General features: G+C 44.3%; 18 protein-coding genes and 2 rRNA genes. 9 read left to right on the forward strand and 11 right to left on the reverse strand.

Going from position 1 to position 13,107, the window contains the following annotated elements:
* Nucleotides 1–163 precede the first annotated feature (163 nt).
* Nucleotides 164–1,606 (reverse strand): Fe-S cluster assembly protein SufB, encoded by a 1,443-nt coding sequence (sufB, locus tag QUB70_RS11315; protein WP_332980346.1) that lies wholly within the window; start codon nt 1,604–1,606, stop codon nt 164–166.
* Nucleotides 1,607–1,795: 189 nt separating this feature from the next.
* On the opposite strand from sufB, the gene sufR reads away from it, so the two are divergent.
* From sufR to rrf (QUB70_RS11330), 3 genes are all read left to right on the forward strand, one after another.
* Complete coding sequence (gene sufR / locus QUB70_RS11320) at nt 1,796–2,479, forward strand: iron-sulfur cluster biosynthesis transcriptional regulator SufR (protein WP_332980347.1); 684 nt, start codon at nt 1,796–1,798, stop codon at nt 2,477–2,479.
* Between the two features lie 84 nt (nt 2,480–2,563).
* The gene (locus QUB70_RS11325; RefSeq protein WP_332980349.1) at nt 2,564–2,971 is read left to right on the forward strand and encodes a hypothetical protein; all 408 of its coding nucleotides are present in this window, start codon (nt 2,564–2,566) and stop codon (nt 2,969–2,971) included.
* 236 nt (nt 2,972–3,207) lie between these two features.
* Nucleotides 3,208–3,324, forward strand: a 5S ribosomal RNA gene (rrf, locus tag QUB70_RS11330).
* A 61-nt stretch (nt 3,325–3,385) separates the two neighbouring features.
* Here the strand turns inward: rrf (QUB70_RS11330) and QUB70_RS11335 are convergent.
* Nucleotides 3,386–3,550: a hypothetical protein gene (locus tag QUB70_RS11335; protein ID WP_332980350.1), complete on the reverse strand. Its 165-nt coding sequence runs from the start codon at nt 3,548–3,550 to the stop codon at nt 3,386–3,388.
* Nucleotides 3,551–3,772: 222 nt separating this feature from the next.
* Here QUB70_RS11335 and QUB70_RS11340 point away from each other — a divergent pair, with 222 nt between their 5' ends.
* The 4 genes from QUB70_RS11340 to QUB70_RS11355 are packed head-to-tail and all read left to right on the forward strand — an operon-like array spanning nt 3,773 to nt 4,704.
* Nucleotides 3,773–4,027, forward strand: coding sequence for a DUF4258 domain-containing protein (locus QUB70_RS11340; protein ID WP_332980351.1), 255 nt, complete (start codon nt 3,773–3,775; stop codon nt 4,025–4,027).
* An 11-nt stretch (nt 4,028–4,038) separates the two neighbouring features.
* Nucleotides 4,039–4,257 carry a DUF2283 domain-containing protein gene (locus QUB70_RS11345; RefSeq protein WP_332980353.1) on the forward strand — a complete coding sequence of 73 codons (219 nt, stop codon included), beginning with the start codon at nt 4,039–4,041 and terminating at the stop codon, nt 4,255–4,257.
* A gap of 36 nt (nt 4,258–4,293) precedes the next feature.
* A complete protein-coding gene (locus tag QUB70_RS11350) occupies nt 4,294–4,494 on the forward strand; it encodes a hypothetical protein (RefSeq protein ID WP_332980354.1) in 201 nt (66 codons plus the stop codon).
* Nucleotides 4,495–4,533: 39 nt separating this feature from the next.
* Nucleotides 4,534–4,704 (forward strand): hypothetical protein, encoded by a 171-nt coding sequence (locus tag QUB70_RS11355; protein ID WP_332980355.1) that lies wholly within the window; start codon nt 4,534–4,536, stop codon nt 4,702–4,704.
* A gap of 83 nt (nt 4,705–4,787) precedes the next feature.
* Here QUB70_RS11355 and QUB70_RS11360 read toward each other — a convergent pair whose 3' ends face one another.
* Both QUB70_RS11360 and QUB70_RS11365 read right to left on the reverse strand, forming a co-directional pair.
* A complete protein-coding gene (locus QUB70_RS11360) occupies nt 4,788–4,982 on the reverse strand; it encodes a hypothetical protein (RefSeq protein WP_332980357.1) in 195 nt (64 codons plus the stop codon).
* A gap of 3 nt (nt 4,983–4,985) precedes the next feature.
* Nucleotides 4,986–5,459 carry a type II toxin-antitoxin system VapC family toxin gene (locus QUB70_RS11365; protein WP_332980359.1) on the reverse strand — a complete coding sequence of 158 codons (474 nt, stop codon included), beginning with the start codon at nt 5,457–5,459 and terminating at the stop codon, nt 4,986–4,988.
* Between the two features lie 382 nt (nt 5,460–5,841).
* Here QUB70_RS11365 and rrf (QUB70_RS11370) point away from each other — a divergent pair.
* Nucleotides 5,842–5,957, forward strand: a 5S ribosomal RNA gene (gene rrf / locus QUB70_RS11370).
* A 60-nt stretch (nt 5,958–6,017) separates the two neighbouring features.
* On the opposite strand, the gene QUB70_RS11375 is transcribed toward rrf (QUB70_RS11370), so the two are convergent.
* The 4 genes from QUB70_RS11375 to QUB70_RS11390 form a co-directional block, all read right to left on the reverse strand.
* Nucleotides 6,018–6,785 carry a DUF3226 domain-containing protein gene (locus QUB70_RS11375; RefSeq protein WP_332980360.1) on the reverse strand — a complete coding sequence of 256 codons (768 nt, stop codon included), beginning with the start codon at nt 6,783–6,785 and terminating at the stop codon, nt 6,018–6,020.
* A gap of 2 nt (nt 6,786–6,787) precedes the next feature.
* Nucleotides 6,788–7,939: an AAA family ATPase gene (locus QUB70_RS11380; RefSeq protein ID WP_332980362.1), complete on the reverse strand. Its 1,152-nt coding sequence runs from the start codon at nt 7,937–7,939 to the stop codon at nt 6,788–6,790.
* 171 nt (nt 7,940–8,110) lie between these two features.
* Complete coding sequence (gene vapB, locus QUB70_RS11385) at nt 8,111–8,314, reverse strand: type II toxin-antitoxin system VapB family antitoxin (protein ID WP_332980363.1); 204 nt, start codon at nt 8,312–8,314, stop codon at nt 8,111–8,113.
* Nucleotides 8,315–8,390: 76 nt separating this feature from the next.
* On the reverse strand, nt 8,391–8,516 hold the full coding sequence (locus QUB70_RS11390) for a hypothetical protein (protein WP_332980365.1): 126 nt from the start codon (nt 8,514–8,516) through the stop codon (nt 8,391–8,393).
* 7 nt (nt 8,517–8,523) lie between these two features.
* Between QUB70_RS11390 and nadC the strand changes: the two genes are divergently transcribed.
* The gene (gene nadC / locus QUB70_RS11395) at nt 8,524–9,381 is read left to right on the forward strand and encodes a carboxylating nicotinate-nucleotide diphosphorylase (protein WP_332980367.1); all 858 of its coding nucleotides are present in this window, start codon (nt 8,524–8,526) and stop codon (nt 9,379–9,381) included.
* 319 nt (nt 9,382–9,700) lie between these two features.
* Here nadC and QUB70_RS11400 read toward each other — a convergent pair whose 3' ends face one another.
* The 3 genes from QUB70_RS11400 to QUB70_RS11410 form a co-directional block, all read right to left on the reverse strand.
* Nucleotides 9,701–10,729 carry a C39 family peptidase gene (locus QUB70_RS11400; RefSeq protein ID WP_332980369.1) on the reverse strand — a complete coding sequence of 343 codons (1,029 nt, stop codon included), beginning with the start codon at nt 10,727–10,729 and terminating at the stop codon, nt 9,701–9,703.
* A gap of 476 nt (nt 10,730–11,205) precedes the next feature.
* The gene (locus tag QUB70_RS11405) at nt 11,206–12,534 is read right to left on the reverse strand and encodes a M16 family metallopeptidase (RefSeq protein WP_332980370.1); all 1,329 of its coding nucleotides are present in this window, start codon (nt 12,532–12,534) and stop codon (nt 11,206–11,208) included.
* Between the two features lie 238 nt (nt 12,535–12,772).
* Nucleotides 12,773–13,107 (reverse strand): hypothetical protein (locus tag QUB70_RS11410; RefSeq protein ID WP_332980371.1); only part of this gene is annotated, 335 nt, incomplete at its 5' end.

The following is a 13,107-nucleotide window of genomic DNA, read 5'->3' on the forward strand; positions in this document are numbered from 1 at the left end:
GAAGTGAGAATTTGGGAGTCAAGAAAAAGAAATAAACTTCGAGAAATTTTCTTTCCTCTTCCTTCTTCAATCCGTTACATCCGTTACATAATTCGTTGCCGAACATCCCTCTTCCATCCGTTACATCCGTTACATAATCCGTTGCCGAACTTCCTTCTTCCTTCTATCCGACGCTTCCTTCGAGTTTCAGACTCAACAGCTTATCAGCTTCCGCCGCAAATTCCATCGGTAACTGATTGAAAACATCTTTACAGAAACCGCTAATCATCATCGAAATAGCATTTTCTGCGGAAATTCCCCGCTGTGCGAAGAAGAACAATTGCTCTTCCCCAATCTTAGAAGTAGAAGCTTCGTGTTCCACTTTAGCAGTGTGGTTCTGCACTTGAATGTAAGGGAAAGTATTCGCTTGAGCGTTATCCCCAATCAGCATGGAATCGCACTGAGAGTAATTGCGAGAGCCTTTAGCGTTCGGCCCCATTTTCACCAAGCCGCGATAGCTGTTGGATGAATTTCCCGCAGAAATTCCCTTAGAAATAATCGTGCTGCGAGTATTTTTGCCAACGTGGATCATTTTGGTGCCGGTGTCAGCTTGCTGCTTGTTATTTGTCAGCGCTACTGAATAGAATTCACCCACCGAGTTGTCGCCGACTAACACGCAACTGGGATATTTCCAAGTAATCGCGGAACCGGTTTCTACTTGTGTCCAAGAAATCTTAGAATTGACTCCCTGACACAAACCGCGCTTAGTTACAAAGTTGTAAATCCCGCCTTTGCCATTCGCATCGCCCGCGTACCAGTTTTGCACTGTGGAGTATTTGATATCGGCATTGTCCATTGTTACCAATTCCACGACGGCGGCGTGCAGTTGGTTGGTGTCAAACATCGGCGCGGTGCAGCCTTCTAGGTAAGACACAGAACTGTTTTCTTCTGCAACAATTAGGGTGCGCTCGAACTGGCCGGAATCTCCGTTGTTGATGCGGAAATAGGTTGACAGTTCCATCGGGCATTTGACGCCTTTGGGAATGTAAACGAAGGAACCGTCGCTGAATACGGCGGAGTTGAGGGCTGCGAAAAAGTTGTCGCCGACTGGTACGACGCTGCCAAGATATTTTTCTATGAGTTCGGGATAATCTTTGACGGCTTCTGAGATGGAACAGAAAATAACGCCATCTTTGGCTAGCTTTTCTCTAAAGGTTGTCGCAATTGAAACGCTGTCAAAAACGGCGTCAACGGCAACATTTCCGAGCCGTTTTTGTTCGGAGAGGGGAATTCCCAGTTTCTCGAAGGTTTCTAGCAGTGTCGGGTCAACTTCATCCAAACTGTTGAGCTTTTTGGGCTTTTGTTTTGGCGCGGAGTAGTAGATAATTTGTTGGTAGTCGATCGCGGGATAGTTGACGTGGGGCCAGGTGGGCTCGGTCATTGTCAGCCACTTGCGGTATGCTTTGAGGCGGAATTGCAGCATGAATTCCGGTTCGTTTTTCTTGGAGGAAATCAGGCGGACTACATCTTCGCTCAAGCCGCGGGCGATGGTGTCTGACTCGATGTCGGTGACGAAACCGTATTTGTAGGGCTGGTTGACTAAGGTTTTGACTGAAGTAGAAGTCATTATTTTGGGTGTTCAGTGTTCTAGATAATGCTCTCAAAGATGGCAGACGGGGCAATGGTTGTCTGGGCTTGAGCGAGTTCTGCTGGACTGCTCGGTTAAGTTAAACAACAGGTTTGTTGCTTTACTATATTTTAAGCTACATTAACAATAGCGATCTTGTCAAAGTCAAATTAATATTTTTTTGTGAAGATGATGCAAACTCAGCAGACTTCCACTAAACAAGATATCTTGCAGTTTTTGCTCAAGGGGGGTCAGGGGACGGCTCTTGAGTTGGCGGAGTCTTTGGATATCAGCCCGCAGGCGATTCGGCGTCACTTGAAGGATTTGGAGGCGGAGGGGCTGATTCAGTATCAGTCGGTTCAGGCTGGTATGGGGCGGCCGCAGCATATTTATGAGCTTACCAGTCTGGGGCGCGATCGCTTCCCAAATCGTTACGGCGATTTTGCAGTCTCTTTCCTGGATACTTTGGCGGAAACCGTCGGCCGCGAGCAAGTGATTAGTATCCTGCGAAAACAGTGGCAGCGCAAGGCTACGGACTATCGCAGGTTTGTGGGTTCGGGTTCGCTGCAAGAGCGGGTGACTAAGTTAATGGAACTCCGCAGGGCTGAAGGTTATATGGCTGAGTGTTATCCTGTAGAATCTGTAGAAGTGGGAATGTACGATCGCGCTGGTTTGGGCGATCGATTTGTGTTGATGGAACACAACTGCGCGATTTCTAATGTTGCGGAAACTTTTCCGAGCGTGTGCGGCAATGAGTTGGAAATGTTTGCGGCGGTTTTGCCGGATTGTATTGTGGAGCGGACTCACTGGATTATTGATGGGGAACATCGCTGCGGTTATTCTATTGCTAAGAAGAAGTCAGTTGACAGTTGACAGTTGACAGTTGGCAGTTGACAGTAGTAACAATTATCAATTACTAATTACCGATTATCAATTACTCATTACCAATTTTTTTATATGGAACCGCTAGCAGATTTTTTAAAGCCGGAAGAGTGCGCCGAAGTTGATATGGCGCTTCTGTCGTCGAAGGAAAAGTTTTCGACTCGATTGGCAATTTATGGTTTGAGGGTGCTCAAGCAAATTGCTGAGGAGACTGGTTTGCCGGTGGCTGATGTGTCTAACCAGCAGGTGATGGATTGGATTAAGAATGATCGGAGCATTCAACAGTCGATTCAAGTTGATGCTAGTTTTGAAAACTTTTTTACTAATTTGGTGGTTGCGTCTTTGCGACCGTTGAGGCAAATTGCTGTGGAAGCTGGAGGTGCGATCGAACAATTAACAGTTAAGCAGGTCGTGGCGTGGTTTGTAAAGGACGGGAAGATTCGCAGAGAACAGGGTGTGGATGCGGCGTTTTTGGATTTGTGATTGGGCTGATGGGCGGGCAGGATGCCCACCCCACAAGAGAATTTACTCTTTGTGGAACAGGCATCTTGCCTGTTCAGCGAGAAAGGTGCAACTTCTCAGCAAAAAAACTTTTGACAAAGGGGTTGACAAACTGGGGAAAGCTTGCTAATGTAATTAAGTCGAGCGAAAGAGATGCAGTGCATCAAGCTTAATGTTAAGCATAACGCAGACACAGGATTAAAAGTTTTCAAAGCTTTCCTGGTGCTTATGATGTAATGGAACCACTCCGATCCATCCCGAACTCGGTTGTTAAACGTTGCTATGGCGAAGATACTCGGCGGGTCACTGCCCGGTAAAATAGCTCAGTGCCAGGTTAATAATAAATTAAAGCTCTTTTCCCGCAACAACGGAAAAGAGCTTTAGTTTTTTGGGGATTTATGAGTTATCATCTTTTTGGCGATCGCGACGAGCGATGATTCTTGTAGCTAAAGCCAAAGCAGCTTGATTTGCAACATCACCGCCACTCTTGATGGCATGAGCAAGTTTTTTAACTTCGCTACCTGAGACTGGTTGAGAAACTGTATGCAGTGGGTACTTCATTACGAAACCTGATTCACTAACTCTATGGTAACAGTAGCGATTCCCTACTCGATAGCGACGCTTCACGCTACCCAAGCAAAGCATCGCTCATGAACTAGCCCTTGCACCACGATCCGCCTTGGACTAAAATTAGTTTATGCACTTAGTTTTTTAAGAGCATGAAAACTGTAAATATCCATGTTAATCAGGAATTTAAACTTTTAATTTATTGGACAAGATATAGTGAAACCTATTAGATTAACTAATCATGCCCAGGAACAAGCGATTGAAAGAGGTACTAATGAATCAGAAATTATTGATACCATTATAACAGGTAATCGACAACCTGCTAAAAATGGTAGGTACAAATATCAAGCTACTTTTCAGTATAATAATGATTGGCAGGATAAGTTCTACTCTCTCAAAAAAGTAGTACCGATTGTTGCTGAGACTGATACTGAGTTAGTCGTTATCACAGTATATACTTTTTATTTTTGAGGTAAAAGTTTATGAAGATTAGTTATGATTCGGAAGTAGATGCTCTATACATCAGACTTGTAGAAGGCAAACATCAGTGTCGCACTTTACAGTTGACAGACGAAATTGCTTTAAATATTGGGGAAAATGAGTTATTGGTAGGGATAGAAGTTTTAGATGCTACGCAGGTTTTAGGTAGTGGAAATATACCTAATGTAGTGCTAGAAAATATAGCTTTTACTGTAGCTTAAATATAAATAGCGATCGCTACCTGTGGAAATCTAAGGATGAGTGGAAAAATGATCCGTACTTTTGATGCAAAATCTTATACAGATTTACTTGTTCGGTATCAGCCAAAACCGATCGCAAATGAAGCAGAAAACGAGGCCGCGAGCGCTGTCGCTTGCGAGCTGGAACACCGCCCTGTGCGATCGCTGGAGTCCGAGCTATTTCTGGAGGTTTTGATAACGCTGATTGAAAAATTTTAATCTGAAAATTATCCAATTCCCGCAGGCAATTCAGCCTCAATGTTGCAACATTTAATGGATGCGAGAAACTTGGACAAATCCGATTTGATTCCTGTTTTGGGAACGGAAACAGAGGTTGATAAAGTTTTTGTTAGCGGAAGGGCGATCGAAATAGATGAAGCCAGGAAATTAGCGGATTTTTTCCAAGTTGATAGGAGTTTTTTTCTTTAAGTGCGATCGCAGCCTGTTTGAGCACAAAAGTAAGCGAATCCTTACTCGTTACCAGGCTGCGCCCATTTTAAATTGCACGACGCTCACACAATATTTTTGCCCCGTCTGCTCCAACGCCCTGCTAGAAGGCGCTTGGGCGGCAATTTCACAACTTCTCTGCCACTTTCAGCTTGTTTCTTCTGCAAGTCTGCAAATATTGCGTCCAAGTCATAATTGAAAGACTTGGCATACTCTTCACGAATTTTGTGAATTTCTTCTACGATTTCATCTGTCAGCATAAATTAATTTCCTAGTAATTCATAAGGCGTACAAAGAATCGGTAATTCGTACCCGAAATCAAAACTGATGTCTGCAAGTTTTCCCTGGATTTGAGCGTTTGCGATATGCTTACAGTTCCAGGTTAACAGGTAATCCAAGCCGTGAACGGTTGCTGCTGCAATGTGAATTGCATCAATATGTGCTTTAGGGGGAAGATTGCTGCGTGCAAGAAATTGTGCGGCTAAGTCTCGGACAGCTCGATTTAATTCTAGTGATGGAACACCGCGAAGGAGTTCCATACGTTGAACCGCAATCTCTGCGTCTCCTTGTGCTACCTCGTTTAGGACAGCCTGTGAGACATACAGTGTGAAAGCACTGCGGCGATACTCCCACCAATCTTTTGTGACCTCGATATTGGCAGCCAGGATTAGGTTTTTGGTCGATCGAGCTGTTAGGTAGCCCAAGATGCTGGTTTCAATGTAGAGGGTTTCACTCATACGGGATAGGTTGATAGCCTCTTCATTTTAAACCCTACCATTGCTTGTTGTAAAACTCCTGCATCGCATAGGATCATAGCTCTAAACCTTGTTGCCGATACTTGTTGAGAGGAGTTGCTGATATTCGCTCTCAGGCTGATTAGTCGTTACTTCCAAGCGATCGACCTCCTTGAACTATTTTGCCCAAGCTTTAGCAATATCGCCTGGGAGTTTGGGTTCAGCTATTCTATTTTGGTGCTTGTGCGTCACAAAGTCGATGAAGTCGCTGACTTCTGGCAAGAATGATTCAGGAAGTGGCTGCAATAAGGGCGATCGTAATATCAGGAATAGTCATAATAATTGCTTCTTTGAGTCGTCAATTATTTTAACACAATCATAACAACATCGCGCTTATGATGTAATGGAACCACTCCGATCCATCCCGAACTCGGTTGTTAAACGTTGCTATGGCGAAGATACTCGGCGGGTCACTGCCGGTAAAATAGCTCAGTGCCAGGTTAATAATAAACTAAAGCTCTTTTCCAGCAACGACGGAAAAGAGCTTTAGTGTTTTGGGGGTTAGGGTAAAATAACTTCATCAATAAAATTTTTGACAAGCTTGATGCTATCCAATTCCATTGTTTTCTCATCTATCCATCGATTATCGCGTATTGAAACTTGCAGAGTATAGCCCGGTCTTAGTATGCTACTGATGCTTGAAATCACTGCTTTATTTTTGCCGGCTGGTTTATTTAACTGCTTCAAGTCCTTGTTTGTTAATTGATTAGTATCAATGCCAGAAACATACTTAGTAGACATAGATAGTAGATTTGGATAGTTTAACTTTGCACATTCCAACAAAATATCTTCTAAAGTTCCTGAGTCACTGTTATTAGGAGCGATAAAAATTCCACATCTAGGGGAACCTTTCATCACTTCGCCCAGTGTTGAAGGTAAGGACAAGCCAAGTGGAGATAACTGAGGAATTAGTTTATCGAATCTTTGTTGAGGCGTTTCGGCATCATCAGCGTCTAGAAAAATACCAATACCAAAAATTTCTGAAGATGGCACTATAGCAAGGCTTTCCTCGATCGTATTTGATAACTCTGTGATTCCATTAGCACTATGCAAAGCAACTGATAGCTCAGCATTTTGTAAAAATACTGGAACAGGCACACGCTTGCTCAAATCATCATTTATCGGAAATGTTTTAGGTACAAGTGGCTCCCAAAATGAGTCGAGGTTAGATAAAAGATTAACTCGCTTTAAACCGTAAGATTTGAGAAAGCAAATCAAGAATTCAATATCTTGATGGCCTTCTCCAACGATGTAACAGTACCTAACCATAATCACCTCACATCCAGTCCACGCTCTGAACGCAACCTATGCAACAAATTACCAGAAAACCTCTGGGGTGCTTGTCCATTATGGTTTAGTCGAAAAGCTACAACATTGTCTGTAGCAATTTCAGGCTGTAGCATTGCATCGATAGCTTCGAGACTGTGAGTTGTCACAAAAAGCTGTATTTCTCGGTGGCGACAGCTTTCAATCAGCCAAGAAAATACACTGCCAAGAGCTGAAACATGGATAGATGTCTCAATTTCATCAACTAGAAGTACACCATTAGCTGTAGTCAACAAAGTGAGAGCAATAACTAAAGCTCGCTTAAATCCATCGCCAAATACATATAGAGGAGCCAAGCCAAGCTCTTTATGTTTTATGTAAAGAGTGGCTATAGCGGTTGGCAGGGAAAGTATTTGAATGTCAAGAATATTATTGTCAAAGGAGCGAATCAATTCTAATACTTCATTTTTACCATCTTCTTCTTGCAAGATGATTCGTGATAGCCGCTCTAGAATAAGTTCCGATGAAGAATAGGAAGGAAATATAGTTGCATTTTTAACGATGGGTTTATTGCGTCGGCGCTGGACAAATCGCTCGTTTTCCCAAAACTGAAATATTTCACGTTCTGCTTCAGGGGGGAATAAATTAAGTTGTGCTGAAGCTAGATTGACTGCAATTTCTAATTCTAGACCGGCTCTAACTGAGTCAATTTCAGGAGAAGACACCTCTTCTTCTGGAGAAGATATATCTCGATCAAAGCTTTTTTGATTGTTTTTTTCTACTCCACTACCATAAATTTCTCCAAGCTTTGCTTTCAATTCATGTATGGGTGTAGTCCCATTTGCTTCTATCAGAATTTCAGCTTGGTAAATTTCGTCATTAGAAGCACCTATTTTTTGAGAAAAAATCCATTTCAATGCCTCAATGTTCGGTCGAAGTGTGATTAACGATCTACCGACATATAATCTGCGTTGTGAAACCTCAAGCCACTGAAAGGGATCGAGTGGATTGCATAAAATCGAAATAGCTTCCAGAATGCTAGTTTTTCCGGCATTGTTATCGCCCACAAAAATGTTTACCTGTCCTAGTTGAGACAGATTTACTAATTGAAGAGCGCGGTAGCCACTGATTTGTAAACGGTCAAATACCTGAGACATAGGAACTGGCTTCAAGAGCCTGATTTTTTATGAGAGTTGAGATTGCTTCTATCTAATCACTAAGACTCAACGTTGTCAATAGGATACCTGCCACAACTATACTCAATCAAAGCGATGGCGATTTATTCGCTTTGGCTCGCCATCATAATACTACACTATTATCGACGGTAATTACTTTCCTTCGAGAGGTTCATCAAAATCATCAGAGATCCAGATTTTATTTTTCCAAATTCCAAGCCCGCCTCGCTTCGTCGGCTTTTCTTGACTTAAGTTTTTAGCCTGCTTTTCTATCAAAAACTCAATATAATGAAGCACTTCTGTCTGAAGAGACTCAGGGAGTTCTGCTAGTTTTTCTAAAATGACTGGCTGTATCATTGTTTATTCTCGCGATCGCCCCATCTACTCCATTAAAGCACCAAAACCCAATGTCAGCAACAGAATACCCCATCATCTAGCCCGATCGCCCTCCCTTTCTACCCAAATCGCGATCGCCCAAAATCGCACTCACACCACCATCATTCTGCAACTTGCCTAAAATCGCCCGATCGACTATCGTTCCTAGTAGCAGGAATAACAAAGAAAATATGAATGCAATATTGCCGCCTTGGATTGTTTTAGACTCCCTATTGCACAACTGGCTACTAGAAGATATCGGTAGGGGCGATCGCACAACATCGGCTTTATTTCCCGCAAATAGCATCCAGGGTACAGCTAAATGGATTGTCAAAGAAGCGGGAGTCGTTGCTGGATTGCCAATTGCCGATCGCACATTTAAACTTTTAGACAGCGGCCTCAGTTTCGTCCCACAAGTACCGGAAGGGAAACTGTGCGAAAAAGGAGAAGTAATCGCCGAGATTTCCGGCAATTTCGATGCGCTGCTAACCGGAGAAAGAGTAGCATTAAATTTGGCAATGCGTTTGAGCGGCATCGCTACTTTAACTCAGAAATATGTTGACAAAATTGCCGACTTGCCGGTGCAATTGGTAGATACCCGCAAGACGACGCCGGGATTGAGATTGTTGGAAAAATACGCGACTCAAGTCGGCGGTGCTTGCAATCACCGGATGGGATTAGATGACGCGGTGATGATTAAAGACAATCACATTGTGGCGGCTGGAGGAATTGCAGAGGCGATCGCCCTAATTCGCAATTCTATCCCCTATCCGCTGACAATCGAAGTTGAAACCGAAACTCTCGCCGAAGTAGAGACAGCTTTGCAGCACAAAGCCGATATTATCATGTTAGATAATATGTCCTTCGATTTGATGCGGCAGGCTGTGGCAATAATTCGCGAAAAGAGCGATCGGGTAAAAATCGAAGCTTCTGGGAATGTGACGTTAGAAACAATTAGAAGTGTAGCAGAAACTGGAGTTGATTATATTTCAACTAGCGCTCCGATTACGCGATCGACTTGGCTGGATTTGAGCATGAAAATCAGTTGACAGTTGGCAGTTGGCAGTTGGCAGTTGACAGTTGGCAGTTGGCAGTTGGCAGTTGGCAGTTGACAGTTGGCAGTTGGCAGTTGGCAGTTGGCAGTTGACAGTTGGAGCATCTCAGTTTTGTATTTATAGTGCGAGCGTCCCCGCTCGCGTATTGTACTCGCGAGCGGGGACGCTCGCACTATAATAAAACAAATGCTTTTTATAAAAATGAGATACTCCCGTTTACCGTTGTCAACTATCAACTATCAACTGACTACTATCAACTGACTAATGACTAATGACTAATGACTAATGACTAATGACTAATGACTCTTAACAATTACTTAGAAATAAAATGAACCCAAAAATTCCCGTCAGCCATACACACGCTGCGGATTAAGCGATAGGAATAGTGCAAGTAGGCACCGCTGACACTTGTGTCGTAACCGGTGGGGAACCACTCGCCATAGGGATCGTGAACGAAGAATCCTTCGCTGTCGTAGCCAGCGGCAACTATAATGTGACCGAAAGACGTGAAGTAGCCGTGTATCACAGCGGGATTTCCGCTGGCTAGCCAATCTTGAACGTCATCAATCGTTGCATTCTCGGTATAGTAATCTTGAGCTCCATAATCTCTAACAATCTTTGCTAAATCATAGGGGTCCCAGCGACTATAACCTTTGGCGATCGCATATTCGTAGAGTTCATCTTCATATTGTCCGCTTCTATTGCGCCGCGGCACTCTCAAAAAGTCCAGACACATCGCTATGGAAGTTACATTACAAGCACCTGTAGGATTATAAAAGTTATCCATTTGCGATCGATAAGGAATGCCAAGTCGGACAGTGGGCGGGTTTGGTTTAGGATAAAGCAAAACGCCGTCTAGAGTAACTTGAGCGTGTCCTCCGTAAACATACCAAATCCCTGAACCTTTGAAAGATTCGTTGCGGAGAGCAACCCTAATGTGACCGCGAATTGGCACAAAAGCCAGCAGTTCAAACTCTTTTCCCGCTGGGATTACTTGCTTTTCTGAGTCCTGAAGTTGAGAAGACGCTAGGGGTTTTGACTTAAAAATAGTGTCTCTGGTCGTTTTCAGGATCGGGCGAGGTGTGGGAATGTCCGCCGGTTTGGTTTCGATCAGCTTTTTGGCTGTAATTGCTCCCAAAAAACCCGGTTCGCCGCACTTCATCAAGGTTTGAAATCGGTGGAGGGCGGCGGTAGAAAGTGGGCCGAAAATGCCGTCTACTGGAGGTTTCAGTAAACCCAGGTCAATGAGACGGCTTTGAATTTGGCGGCTGAGTTCGTTGTCGGCAGCGATCGCTTTAGCATCGTACCTAGTTTTAGAGTTGAGAAAGTTTTGTAATTTCATGCTTGCCTGCCCGCGTCAATCGATTTTAGATTTTAGATTTTAGATTTGAGAATTACGACTGCGGATAAATCCGGGTTCCCCAGACCAAATTGCTCTATCGTCAATAATTCCGAGCTTATTCTCTCAGAAAATTACGGCAATTCAATCGATTTGAGATTTGAGATTTGAGATTTGAGATTTGAGAATTACGACTGCGGATAAATCCGGGTTCCCCAGACCAAATTGCTCGATCGTCAATAATTCCTAGCTTATTCTCTCAGAAAATTACGGCAATTCTACCGAGCGTCCGTACCTTAAAGGCTTTGTGTTAATTATTTGATACAAAACCTTCAAGGCGCGGGCCGATCGAATTTCACGCACTATTGACTAAAAATCCCTGGTGCCGGTTGACCTTGTTTTTGCTGAATGCCGAATGCCGTTGGATGCCTCAAAAGCAAAGCGAGGGTAGAATTTCCCTGCTGAGGCGATCGTCCGATTTATGCTTCGTCGGGGCGAATTACCACAACACCCATCGCGTCGGGAGACAGATATTTGACGGCGGCTTCTCGGAGATCCTGCGCCGTCTGAGCTTGGATGCAGGCGGCGTAGTTGAGGGCGGGAGCGATATCTCCTAACATCGACTGATAGTAACCGTACAAACTTGCTCGATCGCTCGGAGTTTCGTTACCAAAGACAAACCGATTTGCTACTTGCGTGCGGATGCGGGAAATTTCGGCATCTGTCACCAGTTCGGTTTGCAGAGTGCGGATGTGTTGGACGATGGCTGCTTCCACTGCTGCCAAGTTTTCTGTTGCTAGTTGAGCAGAAATCGAGAATACGCCGCCAAGTCGCTGAGTCATGTTGCTGACCGAAATTGACGAAACTAGCCCTTTTTCTTCGCGCAAATCCTGAACCAAGCGAGTTGTGCGGCCGTGACCCAATATTGTCGCCAAAACGTCGAGGGCATAGGTTTCGGACATTTCCATGAAACCTGGCACTCGCCACATCACGATCAGTCGGGCTTGCTGAAGGGCAGAGTCTACAAATTCGCGGCGGACTGTTTCTGTAAAGGGCGATTCTTGGCCGTAGTTCGGGCTTTGGAATTCTGGGTGAAAGTTGCCGACAGCAGGCACATTTATTTTGCCGTTTTGTGATGTGCTTTTTGCCGAGAAACTGTCTGCGACAATTTCTATTAGTCGATCGACCGGCAAATTGCCTACAGCTACGGCTGTCATGGCCCCTGGCTGATATCTGCTGCTGTGGAAATCCCGCATTTGTTGCGCTGTCAACTGTTCGATTACCGAAGTCGGGCCGAGTACCGGTCGCTTGTAGGGCAGGACTTCAAATGCTAATTGCATCGATCGCTGATAGGTGCGGCGGCGGGGATTGTCTTCGGATCGTCTAATTTCCTCTAAGACTACCAGACGTTCGCGATCGAAGGCGTCGTCGGGAATGCTGGCGTTGAGCAACACATCGACTTGCAGGGGGGCTAGTTCGGCAAAATCTTTAGGGGCTGTGGTGATGTAGTAGTTAGTGTAATCTTGGCTGGTGGCAGCATTGGTGACAGCGCCGCGCTGCTCGATCGCGCGCTCAAATTCTCCGCTGGGAATGCTGGGAGTTCCCTTAAAAATCATGTGTTCTAAAAAGTGGGCCATGCCGTTAATTTCGTCTGGTTCGACGGCTGAGCCGAGATTCATCCACACGCTGAGGTTAACCGCATCGACTGGCAAGTGTTCGGCTATAACTGTGAGGCCGTTGGGGAAATGGCGGACTGTTGGGGCGTTGAGGGGCGATCGGGCGGAGGTTTTGAGTAGGGTTGATGTCATTTGGCTTTTAAATTGATCTTGTTCTCTATATCTTAAAGGGTCATTCGATTTTAGATTTTAGATTTTAGATTTTAGATTGAGCCCACGGCTGATGGTTGGTGGGGATGTTGTCGGGGGATCTCGCGAAATGCGAGAGGGGTGAGGGGGTGAGGGTTATGAGAAAGCAGTGCGATCGACAAAACAAAAGTTGATTTGTTAAAACTTGCAAGTTATAGTCTAGTTTGAATTTAGCGGTTAATTACTTCTTTTCGCATTCAATTTTCGGAGTTGTAAATACAGTTTGAGTTTCTGATTCCCAGACGCCCTGTATCTTTGCAAACGAGGTAGAGAAACAAGCTACAGAATTGGCAAGCATTTGTGCGTGCAGAAGCGTCAAAAACTTGGGTAGGAACTCCTTATTCAGGAAATGTTCATTTAACTTTAGTGTACCTTTATGATACTGACCCAGTTGACACAGACAATATAATAAAGCCCATACAAGACGGACTAATTGGATTAGACCTCTTGCAAAAATCCTTTTAATCAAATTTTGGAACGGGCAAGATGCCCATTCCACAAGAAAAAAAATTTTGT

This window comes from Microcoleus sp. A003_D6 (assembly GCF_036702825.1).
GTDB lineage: Bacteria > Cyanobacteriota > Cyanobacteriia > Cyanobacteriales > Microcoleaceae > Microcoleus.

Excerpts from the sequence above, each read along its gene's own strand:
- sufB (WP_332980346.1), bottom strand. The coding sequence starts at position 1,606 with ATGACTTCTACTTCAGTCAAAACCTTAGTCAACCAGCCCTACAAATAC.
- sufR (WP_332980347.1), top strand. The coding sequence starts at position 1,796 with ATGATGCAAACTCAGCAGACTTCCACTAAACAAGATATCTTGCAGTTT.
- QUB70_RS11325 (WP_332980349.1), top strand. The coding sequence starts at position 2,564 with ATGGAACCGCTAGCAGATTTTTTAAAGCCGGAAGAGTGCGCCGAAGTT.
- QUB70_RS11335 (WP_332980350.1), bottom strand. The coding sequence starts at position 3,550 with ATGAAGTACCCACTGCATACAGTTTCTCAACCAGTCTCAGGTAGCGAA.
- QUB70_RS11345 (WP_332980353.1), top strand. The coding sequence starts at position 4,039 with ATGAAGATTAGTTATGATTCGGAAGTAGATGCTCTATACATCAGACTT.
- QUB70_RS11350 (WP_332980354.1), top strand. The coding sequence starts at position 4,294 with ATGAGTGGAAAAATGATCCGTACTTTTGATGCAAAATCTTATACAGAT.
- QUB70_RS11355 (WP_332980355.1), top strand. The coding sequence starts at position 4,534 with ATGTTGCAACATTTAATGGATGCGAGAAACTTGGACAAATCCGATTTG.
- QUB70_RS11360 (WP_332980357.1), bottom strand. The coding sequence starts at position 4,982 with ATGCTGACAGATGAAATCGTAGAAGAAATTCACAAAATTCGTGAAGAG.
- QUB70_RS11365 (WP_332980359.1), bottom strand. The coding sequence starts at position 5,459 with ATGAGTGAAACCCTCTACATTGAAACCAGCATCTTGGGCTACCTAACA.
- QUB70_RS11375 (WP_332980360.1), bottom strand. The coding sequence starts at position 6,785 with ATGGTTAGGTACTGTTACATCGTTGGAGAAGGCCATCAAGATATTGAA.
- QUB70_RS11380 (WP_332980362.1), bottom strand. The coding sequence starts at position 7,939 with ATGTCTCAGGTATTTGACCGTTTACAAATCAGTGGCTACCGCGCTCTT.
- vapB (WP_332980363.1), bottom strand. The coding sequence starts at position 8,314 with ATGATACAGCCAGTCATTTTAGAAAAACTAGCAGAACTCCCTGAGTCT.
- nadC (WP_332980367.1), top strand. The coding sequence starts at position 8,524 with ATGAATGCAATATTGCCGCCTTGGATTGTTTTAGACTCCCTATTGCAC.
- QUB70_RS11400 (WP_332980369.1), bottom strand. The coding sequence starts at position 10,729 with ATGAAATTACAAAACTTTCTCAACTCTAAAACTAGGTACGATGCTAAA.
- QUB70_RS11405 (WP_332980370.1), bottom strand. The coding sequence starts at position 12,534 with ATGACATCAACCCTACTCAAAACCTCCGCCCGATCGCCCCTCAACGCC.